This window comes from uncultured Shewanella sp., from assembly GCF_947497935.1.
Taxonomy (GTDB): domain Bacteria; phylum Pseudomonadota; class Gammaproteobacteria; order Enterobacterales; family Shewanellaceae; genus Shewanella.
The window spans coordinates 23,222-35,311 of sequence record NZ_CANMIO010000028.1; the positions used below are offsets into that span (position 1 = coordinate 23,222).

Annotated in this window: 13 protein-coding genes; 6 read left to right on the plus strand and 7 right to left on the minus strand. The window is 44.2% G+C overall.

Features of this window, described 5'->3' with window-relative positions:
- Positions 1-153: 153 nt before the first annotated feature.
- Positions 154-1,068, minus strand: coding sequence for a LysR family transcriptional regulator (locus tag Q1A86_RS19720; RefSeq protein ID WP_299810697.1), 915 nt, complete (start codon positions 1,066-1,068; stop codon positions 154-156).
- 133 nt (positions 1,069-1,201) lie between these two features.
- Here Q1A86_RS19720 and Q1A86_RS19725 point away from each other — a divergent pair, with 133 nt between their 5' ends.
- Both Q1A86_RS19725 and Q1A86_RS19730 read left to right on the plus strand, forming a co-directional pair.
- On the plus strand, positions 1,202-1,663 hold the full coding sequence (locus Q1A86_RS19725; protein WP_367277941.1) for a VOC family protein: 462 nt from the start codon (positions 1,202-1,204) through the stop codon (positions 1,661-1,663).
- A gap of 31 nt (positions 1,664-1,694) precedes the next feature.
- Positions 1,695-2,075 (plus strand): nuclear transport factor 2 family protein, encoded by a 381-nt coding sequence (locus Q1A86_RS19730; protein ID WP_299810700.1) that lies wholly within the window; start codon positions 1,695-1,697, stop codon positions 2,073-2,075.
- Between the two features lie 168 nt (positions 2,076-2,243).
- On the opposite strand, the gene Q1A86_RS19735 is transcribed toward Q1A86_RS19730, so the two are convergent.
- From Q1A86_RS19735 to Q1A86_RS19750, 4 genes are all read right to left on the minus strand, one after another.
- Positions 2,244-3,428, minus strand: a complete 1,185-nt coding sequence (locus tag Q1A86_RS19735; RefSeq protein ID WP_299810703.1) for an NAD(P)/FAD-dependent oxidoreductase — start codon at positions 3,426-3,428, stop codon at positions 2,244-2,246.
- Positions 3,429-3,733: 305 nt separating this feature from the next.
- Positions 3,734-4,753: an NAD(P)H-dependent glycerol-3-phosphate dehydrogenase gene (gpsA, locus tag Q1A86_RS19740; RefSeq protein ID WP_220765621.1), complete on the minus strand. Its 1,020-nt coding sequence runs from the start codon at positions 4,751-4,753 to the stop codon at positions 3,734-3,736.
- 4 nt (positions 4,754-4,757) lie between these two features.
- On the minus strand, positions 4,758-5,243 hold the full coding sequence (gene secB, locus Q1A86_RS19745) for a protein-export chaperone SecB (RefSeq protein ID WP_012157402.1): 486 nt from the start codon (positions 5,241-5,243) through the stop codon (positions 4,758-4,760).
- Between the two features lie 231 nt (positions 5,244-5,474).
- On the minus strand, positions 5,475-5,909 hold the full coding sequence (locus tag Q1A86_RS19750; RefSeq protein ID WP_299810711.1) for a rhodanese-like domain-containing protein: 435 nt from the start codon (positions 5,907-5,909) through the stop codon (positions 5,475-5,477).
- A gap of 238 nt (positions 5,910-6,147) precedes the next feature.
- Between Q1A86_RS19750 and gpmM the strand changes: the two genes are divergently transcribed.
- The 4 genes from gpmM to Q1A86_RS19770 are packed head-to-tail and all read left to right on the plus strand — an operon-like array spanning position 6,148 to position 10,838.
- A complete protein-coding gene (gpmM, locus tag Q1A86_RS19755) occupies positions 6,148-7,692 on the plus strand; it encodes a 2,3-bisphosphoglycerate-independent phosphoglycerate mutase (RefSeq protein WP_299810713.1) in 1,545 nt (514 codons plus the stop codon).
- An 11-nt stretch (positions 7,693-7,703) separates the two neighbouring features.
- Entirely contained in the window at positions 7,704-8,837 is a 1,134-nt protein-coding gene (locus tag Q1A86_RS19760) for a peptidoglycan DD-metalloendopeptidase family protein (RefSeq protein ID WP_299810715.1), read from the plus strand.
- A 33-nt stretch (positions 8,838-8,870) separates the two neighbouring features.
- Positions 8,871-10,076, plus strand: coding sequence for a S41 family peptidase (locus tag Q1A86_RS19765; protein WP_299810717.1), 1,206 nt, complete (start codon positions 8,871-8,873; stop codon positions 10,074-10,076).
- A 36-nt stretch (positions 10,077-10,112) separates the two neighbouring features.
- Entirely contained in the window at positions 10,113-10,838 is a 726-nt protein-coding gene (locus tag Q1A86_RS19770; protein WP_299810719.1) for a divergent polysaccharide deacetylase family protein, read from the plus strand.
- Here Q1A86_RS19770 and Q1A86_RS19775 read toward each other — a convergent pair.
- Together Q1A86_RS19775 and Q1A86_RS19780 are read right to left on the minus strand one after the other, a co-directional pair.
- Positions 10,824-11,273 carry an Rrf2 family transcriptional regulator gene (locus Q1A86_RS19775; protein WP_299810721.1) on the minus strand — a complete coding sequence of 150 codons (450 nt, stop codon included), beginning with the start codon at positions 11,271-11,273 and terminating at the stop codon, positions 10,824-10,826. The two genes, Q1A86_RS19770 and Q1A86_RS19775, sit on opposite strands and share 15 nt — an antisense overlap.
- 42 nt (positions 11,274-11,315) lie before the next feature.
- The gene (locus tag Q1A86_RS19780; RefSeq protein ID WP_299810724.1) at positions 11,316-11,570 is read right to left on the minus strand and encodes a YkgJ family cysteine cluster protein; all 255 of its coding nucleotides are present in this window, start codon (positions 11,568-11,570) and stop codon (positions 11,316-11,318) included.
- Between the last annotated feature and the right edge of the window lie 520 nt (positions 11,571-12,090).

The window sequence follows — 12,090 nt, forward strand, 5'->3', positions numbered from 1 at the left end:
AGATAAGACATTAAAATCCCATCGATACAGACCTTTGTCTCTGTATTCGCCTAACTCTTACGAAGAAGCCGGTATGCAACAAAGATTATTGTGCAGCGCAGAAAAAATTCATATCGAACATAATTATATAAGGTGTGATAAGGGGCTTAATCCCTAAAATTCGTCCCAATATGCAGACCCATCTCCAAGCTTTCCAATAATATAATCCAAAAACACTCTTACTTTTGCTGGCAAATAGTGGCGCTCAGGATAGATAGCATTCAGCTTTTTACTCGGCATTGTATAGTCTTGAAATAAAGCAACTAGCTCACCCTTTTGAATTGCAGCTCCGGCAACAAATGTGGGGAGTCGCCCCGCTCCCATACCTGCAATAACAGCATCTCTAAGTGCAGCGCTATTATTAACTCGATAGTTTCCTGCGACTTTGACCTTATGTTCACCACCATTTGAATCGTTAAACAGCCATACATCGGCATTATTAGAATAGCTATAAAGTATGCAGTTTAGATCGGCCAATTGGGAGGGGGAGTTAAGGCGCTCTCGATGTTTTTGATAAAACGAGGGGGATACGCAAACAACACTATGTAAGGGGACTAAAAGTCGTGCGATTAAGTTTGAATCGGCTAAATCATCGGCGCGAATAGCCAGATCAAAGCCCTGCTCGATCAGATTTATTTCTCTATCGTCCATCACAAGATCAATCTTAATCTCTGGGTAACGATCAATAAACTCAGGGATAAAAGATGCCAAATGCATTTGCCCTATCGTCATCGGAACTTGAATTTTTAACAAGCCTTTAGGTTCGCCTTGTAGTTCACTCACCGCATCTTCAGCCTGCTTTGCCGCACGATTGGCTTGCGACGCATATTGATAGTAGCGTTCTCCGGCTTCAGTCAGACTAAGCTTGCGGGTAGAGCGATAAAACAAACGTGACCCAAGCTGCTGCTCTAATTGAGTGATGCGTTTGCTTACTGCTGACTTTGAAATACCCAACACACGAGCCGCCCTCGAAAAACCAGCACTATCAGCTACAGCAACAAAAATCGGGATCGCATTAAAAGAGTCCATTTATTAACTCTGCTCATGGTTGAGAAAAACTCAACTCTGAGTCTACTTGTTAGCATATTGTTTATCAAATTCGTTAATTTAAAGTAATACCATCAAATTTGATACCGCTATCAACAGTAACAAAGAGGTGTTTATGGTGCGCTTAGAGCATGTAAATTTAGTCGTAAAAGATATCCCACCTACATTGGCATTTTTGCTAACGGCCTTTCCAGAGTGGCGTATACGTGGTGAAGGAGAGATGAGCTGGGGAAGCGCAGAACACCCATCGAGCCGGCATTGGCTACACGTTGGTGATGATGACTACTACCTCACTCTAAACGATGGCGCTGTTGGGGAGATAAGAGATGTAAAAGGTATTGAACCCGGTGTCGCCCACATAGGCTTTGTCGTCGATGATCTACAAGCTGTAATAGATAGGCTATCGGCTAAAGGATTTAGCCTTGATATAAAAGGACGCTTACATCCGTTTCGACAAACCGTGTACTACAACGACCCCGCAGGCTTTCAGTTTGAGTTTTTACAATATTCTAGCGATAAGCCTGCCGAGAAAAATATGTATGGTGGCGAGTCCGGCGAATTGCAGAAGAAAAACTAAGGTTTGTATTTTTAGCTATAGGGAAAGCAAGATGAACACTCAAGAAATCAATGTTTTGGTACAGAAACTGTATCAGGCCGTGGATAACAAAGACCTCGATTATCTAGATAACAATTTGGCCAATCAAGTCCGTTTCCGTCTTGGTAATAACCCCGTTGTCACAGACAAATCTGAAATTTTGCAGGGGAATAAACAGTTTTTCTCCAGTATAGAGTCGATGAGGCACAGTATAGAAGACGTTGTTTATCAGCTCTGTGATAGCTCAGGTACGATTAAGGCAAGCTGCTATGGCACTGTAAATTATGTTCGCTTGGATGGGAGCGAATACTCTGCAGTATTCTCAACGTTTTTAACAGTGCAAAACGGCCTGATTACGGATTACTTAATCTTTGCCGATCTATCGGGTTTGTAAAAGGCTCGCCCTTCGCCAGCTTGAAGTCAGCTAAATGCTCCCAAAACTAGCGCGATCAAGAAGATTGCTTAGCTGACAAATAAGAATAAGGCGATTATTAATTCAGTGAAGACAATTTATTTCATTTTTAAATTTAAGATTGTCTTCGCTTTAATTTGACAAAATAACCTAAGCAGCTTGTCCTGCGGCCACACCAGATGACCAAGCCCATTGAAAATTAAAGCCTCCAAGCCAACCACTTACATCCATTACCTCGCCAATGAAGAATAAGCCAGGTACAGATTTAGCTTCCATAGTTTTAGATGACAACTCATTGGTATCGACACCACCGAGAGTGACTTCGGCAGTGCGATAACCTTCGGTGCCGTTCATTACCAATGTCCACGATTCAAGATTGACTGCTAATTGTTCTAACTCTGCATGCACTAGCTGGTTAAGCGCTTTATTCAATAATGACTCTTCAAAAAGCACTTCGACTAAACGTTTAGGTAACCATTGCGACAAGGCATTACGCAGACTTTGCTTAGGGCTAGCTTCAAGTGCATGTTGTAGCTTTGCACGCACATCTTCACCCGGCAACAAGTTAATGCTAATTGCCTCGCCCGGATTCCAATAATTTGAAATTTGTAAAATTGCTGGCCCAGATAGACCACGGTGAGTAAATAGCAGTGCCTCGCTAAACTGAGTGCCATCTTTCGCTGTAATCGTGCTTGGAACCGCAATGCCTGATAGCGGCTCAAAGCGCTGTTTTTGATCGCTATGCCAAGTGAATGGTACCAGGCCTGCGTGAGTTGAGAGCACCTTTAAGCCAAACTGCTCAGCAATATGATAACCATAAGGCGATGCGCCAAGCTTTGGCATAGACAAGCCACCCGTGGCGATAACTAATGACTCACAAGAATAGTGTTCTTTGTCGGTAACAAGCTCAAATAAGCCATCTGCATTTTTGCTGATATTGCTTATCTCAGTGCGTAGTTTTATCTGCACGCCTGCCCACTCACACTCAGTAAGCAGCATGGTAACGATCTCTTTGGCTGAGTCATTACAAAATAACTGACCATGGTCGCGCTCGTGATACTCGATACCATGACGCTCAACCAACTCAATGAAGTCGCTTGAACGATAACGCGCTAAAGCCGATTTTACAAAATGGCTATTACCGCAGATAAAGTTAGCAGGCTCAACTTTCTGATTGCTGAAGTTACAACGGCCGCCGCCACTGATCAGAATTTTACGCCCCGCTTGCTTAGCGTTATCGAGCACTAATACATCACGGCCACGGTAACCTGCAGAGGCTGCGCACATAAGGCCCGCCGCTCCGGCTCCAATAATGATGACGTCATGATGTTTCACTCGATAACTCCTAAGTAAATGGTGCCTATCGTTAGTAAACGCTAGGCATAAAAAAGGGCGCCATTTTAGCATTGTTATCTATACATGGAAGTATTTATGCCAGCTTCGCCATGGATGGTATGAAGTGGTATCTATACATGGAAGTATTTATGCCACTTTCAACACCTACGCCATGGATGGAAAGAAGTGGTATCTATACATGGAAGTATTTATGCCAACGGCCAAATAGGCTAAAAACAAAAAACCGAAGCTAGGCTTCGGTTTTCAATCAACTGAACAAATTGTTCAATCTAATAACAGCAAAACTATTCTGCCGACGATGTCTCAGACTTCTGCTCACGACTAAGCAACTCTTTAGCGGCATCAACCGGTGACTTGCCTTTATACAAGACTTGGTAAACTTGCTCGGTAATAGGCATCTCGACACCTAAACGCTTAGCTAGCGTATAGACCTCTTTAGTGTTGCGATAACCCTCAACCACTTGACCAATTTCGTCTTGTGCAGTTTCAACATCAGAACCTTTGCCCAATGCTAAGCCGAAGCGACGGTTACGCGACTGGTTATCGGTACAAGTTAGCACCAAATCACCAAGGCCAGCCATGCCCATAAAGGTCGAGGCTTGTGCGCCCATAGCTTCACCAAGTCGAGTTAACTCAACTAAACCGCGAGTAATTAGCGCCGTTCTTGCATTCGCACCAAAACCGATACCGTCTGACAGGCCAGCGCCAATCGCAATAACGTTTTTAACTGCGCCGCCAAGCTGTAAACCAATAAAGTCGTCATTGGCGTAAACACGCAGACGCTTAGGGCTGTGTAACAGCTCAACTAAATCCTTAGTAAACTGAGGATCAGTACCTGCAATCGAAATCGCAGTCGGCATACCAGCAGCAAGCTCTTTAGCAAAGGTCGGTCCCGATAACACGGCAAGAGGAAACTCATCGCCAATGGCTTCACGGGCAACATCTTGTATTAGGCGGCCAGTCTCAGGCTCTAGACCTTTGGTGGCCCACACAATACGCGAATCTTTACGTAATAGCGGTTTTGCTTGGGTCAGTACTAATCCAAAAACATGGCTAGGAACAACCACTAGCACATTGTTAGATGCCGCTAATGCTGTTGCCAAGTCCGCTTCAGGGATCAGTAGATCTGGTAATGGAATACCCGGTAAAAACGCTTCGTTAGACTTGTCGTTTTTCAGGTTTTCTATGTGCTCGGGTTCATGGCCCCAAAGCATGGTTCTGTGGCCATTGCTCGCTAAAGAAATGGCAAGGGCGGTCCCGTAAGAGCCCGCCCCCAGTACCGTAATGTCGGCAGTGTTTTTCATGCGATTAAGCGTTAGCTTCTTCTGCTGGTGCTTCAGCTGCTGCAGCTTGACGCTGTTGAACATACTGAGCGAATAGTGCGTCAAAGTTGACTGGAGCTAGGTTAAGTTGTGGGAAAGTACCACGGCTTACTAGGCTACCAATTGCTTCACGAGCATATGGGAAAAGAACGTTAGGGCAGTATGCACCTAGAGAGTGAGCTAGCTGCTGCTCAGTTAGACCAGCGATAGCGAAGATACCCGCTTGCTGAACTTCACATAGGAATGCAGTTTCTTCGCCGTTCTTAGCTGTAACAGTCAAAGACAGTACAACTTCATATACATCATCAGATAGTTTGTTGCTGCGAGTATCTAGATCAAGCTTAACTTCTGGGTTCCACTCTTTCTGAAAAACAGCTGGGCTGTTTGGTGTTTCAAAAGAGATATCTTTTGTGTAAACACGTTGAATGTTGAATTGTGGACCTTGTTGTTCGTTGTTTGCTACTTCAGCCATACTATCCTACCTTAAAAAAAATGTTAATGAGGCTACTTCAAAAGAGCCAGTCTCAGGGCTTGGCAAGCTTGGGGGTTAAGCCAATTTGCTGTCCCAATTTTTGATTTATTTAGTCAACAGACGCTTTTTTGGAGGGGAAAACCCTCAGTTCAATGCCGGTAACCACAATAAGTTGAGAGCTAACACTCTAATCAATTACTCAACAAAAAAGCAATGGCTACACTAACACTTCTATCTTTTGCTTTTTGAAACAGGCAAATTATTTGACTGCCATTCACCCATACCACCTTTCAGATTGTTCACGTTTTCAAAACCGTGCTTAATCATCAGCTGAGCAGCTTGAGACGAAGTCATGCCAGCGTTGCATACCATTATAATGGGACTGGCTTTTGAGTTTTCAAGGGCAGCAAGCTGATTATTTTTTATATCGGCTAGTGGTACGTTGATAGCACCTACGATATGACCCTTCTTAAATTCTTCTTTGCCGCGCACATCAACGACTTTAGCGTCTTGCTTGTTGATCATCATTGTCGCTTCTTGATGATTCACATTCTTAACTTTAGAAACACTTGTCTTAATCGTTACGACGATAACGCCGACAAATAAACCAACCCAAGCCACACTTAACATAGGGTTAGCTTTAAAAAATTCCATATATTCTTGCATCGTTACTGCCTACTATTTTTTAGGGCCAAATATAATGAGGGCACAGAGTATACCACCGCTTGGTGCAGAATACAGAATGTTAGTCACGCTTGGCGTGACTCTTCAGCATGTAAATAACAGCAATAGTGCAATCCGATAACGCCAATCTGGGTAAATGTCTTTATGCACGACCATAATTGGTAGTAATATTTAACCAATTCCGATTTCAATCTTATTTTTTAAACTTAAAGGTACTACCATGACGACACGCAAACGCCCGTTGGCACTGCTGATCCTCGATGGCTGGGGTTACCGTGAAAACACACAAAAAAATGCTGTTTTTCATGCAAATACACCAGTTTTAGATCAGTTAAATGCGAAATATCCAAACAGTTTAATTTCTGGTTCAGGCATAGATGTAGGCCTACCTGATGGTCAAATGGGTAATTCAGAGGTCGGACACATCAATATCGGTTCTGGTCGAATCGTCTACCAAGAGCTAACACGCATTAGCAAATCGATTGATGATGGCGAATTCAATAGTAACCCAGCACTTACTGAAGCAGTCGATGCCGCAATTAAGGCAGAGGGCGCTGTACATATCATGGGCCTCTTATCACCTGGTGGCGTTCATAGTCATCAGGATCATATAGAAGCCATGTGTCGCCTAGCGGTAAAACGCGGCGCTAAGAAAGTCTACCTACACGCATTCTTAGATGGCCGTGATACACCGCCACGTAGCGCAAAGCCTGAACTCGCTCACTTTGAAGAACTATTCAAAACCTTAGGCACAGGCCAAATAGCATCTGTGATTGGTCGCTACTACGCTATGGACCGAGACAACCGTTGGGATCGTGTATCACAAGCTTATGAGCTAATTACCGAAGGTAAGAGTTTGCATCAAGCAGCTAACGCAGTAGACGCGATTGAAGCCGCTTATGCCCGTGATGAAAATGATGAATTTGTTGGCAGTACTGCTATTCCTGACGCACAGGGTAACCTTGCTAAGCTAGCCGACAATGACGCACTGATCTTCATGAACTTCCGTGCCGATCGCGCTCGCCAAATCACTCGCAGCTTCGTTAATGCCGACTTCGATGGTTTCGAGCGTACCGTTACGCCGAAAATCAACTTTGTAATGTTGACCGAATACGCTGCCGACATTAAGGCATCTATCGCTTATCCATCAAGTGACTTGGTGAATACATTAGGTGAGACACTGCAAGATAGAGATCTGACTCAGCTACGTATTTCAGAAACTGAAAAGTACGCTCATGTGACCTTCTTCTTCAATGGTGGCAAAGAGGAGCCGTTCAAGGGGGAGGATCGTATCCTGGTCCAGTCACCAAAAGTCGCAACCTACGACCTGCAACCAGAGATGAGTTCTGCCGAGTTGACCGACAAGCTAGTTGCGGCCATTGAGTCAACCGAATATGACGTCATCATCTGCAACTATCCAAATGGTGATATGGTTGGCCATACAGGTAATTTTGATGCAGCGGTTAAGGCCTGTGAAGCGGTTGATACCTGTATTGGACGTGTTGTTGAAGCACTAGATAAAGTCGGTGGAGAATGTTTGATTACCGCCGATCACGGTAATGCTGAGCAGATGACTGATGAATCGACTGGCCAAGCACATACTGCGCACACCAGCGAATTGGTGCCATTAATCTATGTGGGACGTGACGCAGAGATAGAAAATGGCGGTCGTTTGAGTGATTTAGCGCCGACTATGTTAACCTTGATGGGACAAGACGTGCCTGCAGAGATGACCGGCCGCTCGATAATAAAACTCAAAGAGTAGTATACCAACACGTGAACATTCGATTTTTTATCAAAGCCAGCATTTTTGCTGGCTTTCTATCACTTCCTCTAACGGTTAATGCGACCGATCTTGAGCGCCGCCAGTCTGAGCTAAAATCTATCCAAGCCCAGATAAATAAGCAGCAATCAGCGGTTAAAAACACCAGTAAACAGAGAGAGCGATTAATATCTTTATTAAAAGCTGATGAAAAAGCGATTGCTCAAGCAGCAAGAAAAGTAAACACAACTAAGCAAGATCTAGCCAAAACAGATCAAAAAATTGCAGAACTAAACACTAAACAAATTCAATTAGAAAAGCTGAAAACAGCGCAACAAAAATCACTTTCAAATCAACTCGCTAGCGCCTACTTAGCGGGTAACCATGACTATAGCAAAATGCTGCTAAATCAGCAGTCTCCTGCTAGCATCGAGCGCCTACTGGCATATTACGAATATTTAAATAACGCTCGTATCGACTCGATAAAACAGCTGCAAACCACCTTGAAAGAGCTAGACCAAGTTCGAGCGGATCAACAAGAGCAACAAAGTCGTCTTAATAAGCTAGTACTCGAGCGACAGCAACAAGCTAAAAAGCTCAACCAAGAGCAGTCACAAAGACAAAGTACCCTTACGCAACTCCAAAGAACATTAAGTAGTAGTGGCGCAAAGTTAGAGCAACTTCAAATAGAAGAAGCCAGCCTTAAGCGAGTAGTTGAACAAGCTCTTACCGCTATGAAAAATAACCCATCATTCGAGGGATTATCGAGCCGCAAGAAACTCAAATGGCCAGCTAACGGACGCATAAGATCTGCCTTTGGCAGTAAGCGCTCAGGGCAGGTGAAATGGAAAGGTGTCATCATCTCGGCCGCCGAAGGACAAAATGTAAATGCGATTGCTGGCGGTAAAGTGATTTACGCCGACTGGCTGCGCGGTTTCGGTATGGTCTTAGTCGTCGATCACGGTAAAGGTTATATGAGCCTATACGGTCATGCACAAGCCTTACTCAAGAATGCAGGCGACTCGGTTAGCAAGGGTGAGTCGATTGCTTTGGTCGGACGTTCGGGTGGACAGACCGAGCCTGGCCTATACTTTGAGGTAAGACACAAGGGGCAAGCTGTCGATCCTGCAAGGTATTGCAAACGTTAGACCATATAACCCCTTAAGATACGAGGGGTTTATATGTCACAGCACATACGTTACTTTTGCTGCCTAGCGGCGGGACTTGCACTGGGCTTATCCATAACCCTGTCCGGGCAAGAACACACTCAACAATACAAGTCTCATGTAAGTTACCCAGTTCTTCTCGATATTATCGACACTGTAGAAACTTATTACGTGCAAAAACTCACGGAAGAGGAGCTTATCGAAGCAGCTATAGACGGCATTTTCAATAAACTCGATCCCTACTCAAGCTTTCTCGATAGGCAGTCCTTCACCAGTATGCAAGAGATGAATAATGGTGAGTATTTCGGTTTTGGTGTCGAAATAGCAACAGACAATGATCAGATCACTATAGTCACGCCCTTTGCTGACTCTCCAGCCGAAGCTGCAGGAATCAAACCAGGTGACCGTGTATTAAAGCTTAATAAGCAGCTAGTTACAGCTGAAAAGCTAGAAAGCATTCTCAATGAGATTAAACAACACAGCTTAGCTAACCGACCTATCGAGCTTGAAATGGTGAGAGCCAATTCTGAGACCCATTACTCTGTCACCCTAAGCCCAAGCCTTATTGCCATTCACTCCATAGAGGCGGAGATTCTCGATAACAGAATTGGTTATATTCGCCTTTCTAGCTTCCAAGAAAATACCACTCAAGAACTCGTGAAGCAGCTGTCACTCTGGCAGCCTAAGCAGCTTAACGGAATAATCCTAGACCTAAGAAATAACCCAGGAGGCCTGCTAGATCAAGCGATTACAATAGCAGACCTCTTCCTAGATAAAGGCCGAATCGTAGCGACAGAGGGGCGCTTCTTCGATGCAAACTCTGACTATTACGCCTCACCACAAACCATGGCAACAAACATTCCCATGTCAGTATTGATCAACAAGGGATCGGCCTCCGCCTCAGAAGTACTCGCTGCCGCATTACAAGATAATGGCCGAGCCCAATTAATAGGGCAAACCAGTTTTGGTAAGGGCACCATACAAAGTCTGATCCCCACCCTTGTGGATGGCAATGCAATTAAGCTCACCATAGCTAAATACACCACGCCGAATGGCAATGACATTCATTCAAAAGGTATTGAACCAGATATAAAAATTGAATTAGATGCTGTATCAGATAGTGAAAGTATGCCTATAATCGACAAAAATTCACTCCGTGAGTCTGTTGCACAAGACAAATTAGTCAACTCGGCGATTGCATGGATTAACGCAGAAAAATAATAACCAGTGCGCTATTTTCTATTATTGATATTTTTATTGTTACCGAGCGCTAGTGTATTCGCCAGCCAAATAGCCATCATCATTGACGATATTGGGTATCGTCAATCAGATAGAGCTGTGCTGAGTCTGCCCGCCAACATCACTCTTTCTATATTACCGCATACGCCATTAGGGAAAGAACTCGCCTCTAAGGCCTACCGCCAAGGAAATGAGATTTTGGTACACCTACCAATGCAGGCACTAAACGGTAAGGCTATCGGGCCTGGAGCACTCACCAATACCATGTCAGAAATCGAGTTCAAGGCCCAAGTAGAAGACTCTATTAATAGCGTTCCCCACGCTAGTGGTGCCAACAACCATATGGGCAGTTTCTTAACCCAGCTAAATGAACCTATGCGCTGGGTAATGGAATCACTACGACAGCACAATATCTATTTCATCGACAGTATGACGACCAAATATACCCGTGCAGGCACAGTTGCTGAATCTATGGGGATACCCATATTAAGAAGGGAAATCTTTTTAGATAATGATAAATCGCATTCTGGATTAGAAAAGCAGTTTCAACTTGCGATTTCGTTAGCTCACACTAAGAGTGAAATAGTTGTTATTGCACACCCTTACCCGGAAACAATCGCTTTCCTTACCCAGAACTTACATCGTTTGGCGAATGCAAATATCGAGTTGGTACACACCTCGCAACTAGTGTCGCCTCGAATGTCACCTAAAGTTTCCGCTAAACAGGTGTTATTGCAGGATTGAAATTGATAGATCTGGCAGCAGAGATTTTAATTCCTGCTTATTAGTAACAATCATATCTAAAGTATAGCCGTCTAAAACCGCTAAATAAGCGTTTACAGCATCGGCTAACGCCCCCTTAAGCTTACAAGCAGGTGTAAACAAGCAGTATGGCTTACTACAGTCAATTGGTGCCAAAGAGTTTTCTAACGCACGAACGACTTGGCCGATATTGATTTCAGAAGCCGGTTTGGCAAGTCTGAAGCCACCACTCTTGCCGCGAACAGTTTGCAAATAGCCTAACTTCCCTAAGTGATGAACAACCTTAGAAATGTGGTTAGCAGACAGATCGAATACCTCTGTGATCTCAGCAATACGGAAGAGCGACTCACGCTCTGAATGCAACGCCAAATACATCAGCGTTCTTAAACCATAATCTGTGTAACGAGTTAACTGCATTGATTAACAATCCGTAAAGTAAATATTTGAGAGGCCCTAAAATCAAGTGTTTGTAGCTGCTTCTAAAGAACTAATTAACCATAAAGCCTCAGTATCGGTCTTGCCACAAACATCTTCGGTAGCTGTAAATAACCCACATACCGCAGGTCGTTCAGCCTGACCAAACAGTTTACACAAGTTGCTATCATCTAGCTGTATACACCTAACCCCAGCAGGCTTACCTTCAGGCATTCCGGGGATGGCTGTGGTGATAGATGGTGCAATACAGCATGCACCGCAGCCTAAACGACAATTCATCTTATAACCTTAGTTCTTACGGCACTCATTATAGCTCTTTCAACCGATAGAGAGTTGTGCCACAACGCATAGTATACAGCAAGGCATGACTCAGTTTGTTGATCCGTGATAACTGTATACAACGAAAAGCCTCTGCACTCTTCTCAATAAGAAGTTTTCAATAAGAAGTGCAGAGGCTTTCTCTAAATTCTTTAAATAACAGATACGAAAAAAGCCTCATCTTTCGATGAGGCTTTCGCCTTAATCTTGGCGGTGCGGACTGACTCTTATAAAGAGACGAACCCGCGCCCCCCGCGAGACAGGCCGACTATCTCTAATGAAAAGCCCTAGATGGTTGAAAGTAACCGCCCCTTTAGCAAAGCGCTTACGCATTGTACTGTGATTTTTTCTTTAAATAACACATACGAAAAAAGCCTCATCTTTCGATGAGGCTTTCGTCTTAATGTTGGCGGAGCGGACGGGACTCGAACCCGCGACCCCCGGCGTGACAGGCCGGTATTCTAACCAACTGAACTACCGC

Bases quoted from the DNA above. Each gene is read 5' to 3' on its own strand.
- Q1A86_RS19720 (WP_299810697.1), bottom strand. From the start codon at position 1,068: ATGGACTCTTTTAATGCGATCCCGATTTTTGTTGCTGTAGCTGATAGT.
- Q1A86_RS19725 (WP_367277941.1), top strand. From the start codon at position 1,202: ATGGTGCGCTTAGAGCATGTAAATTTAGTCGTAAAAGATATCCCACCT.
- Q1A86_RS19730 (WP_299810700.1), top strand. From the start codon at position 1,695: ATGAACACTCAAGAAATCAATGTTTTGGTACAGAAACTGTATCAGGCC.
- gpsA (WP_220765621.1), bottom strand. From the start codon at position 4,753: ATGAAAAACACTGCCGACATTACGGTACTGGGGGCGGGCTCTTACGGG.
- secB (WP_012157402.1), bottom strand. From the start codon at position 5,243: ATGGCTGAAGTAGCAAACAACGAACAACAAGGTCCACAATTCAACATT.
- Q1A86_RS19750 (WP_299810711.1), bottom strand. From the start codon at position 5,909: ATGCAAGAATATATGGAATTTTTTAAAGCTAACCCTATGTTAAGTGTG.
- gpmM (WP_299810713.1), top strand. From the start codon at position 6,148: ATGACGACACGCAAACGCCCGTTGGCACTGCTGATCCTCGATGGCTGG.
- Q1A86_RS19765 (WP_299810717.1), top strand. From the start codon at position 8,871: ATGTCACAGCACATACGTTACTTTTGCTGCCTAGCGGCGGGACTTGCA.
- Q1A86_RS19775 (WP_299810721.1), bottom strand. From the start codon at position 11,273: ATGCAGTTAACTCGTTACACAGATTATGGTTTAAGAACGCTGATGTAT.
- Q1A86_RS19780 (WP_299810724.1), bottom strand. From the start codon at position 11,570: ATGAATTGTCGTTTAGGCTGCGGTGCATGCTGTATTGCACCATCTATC.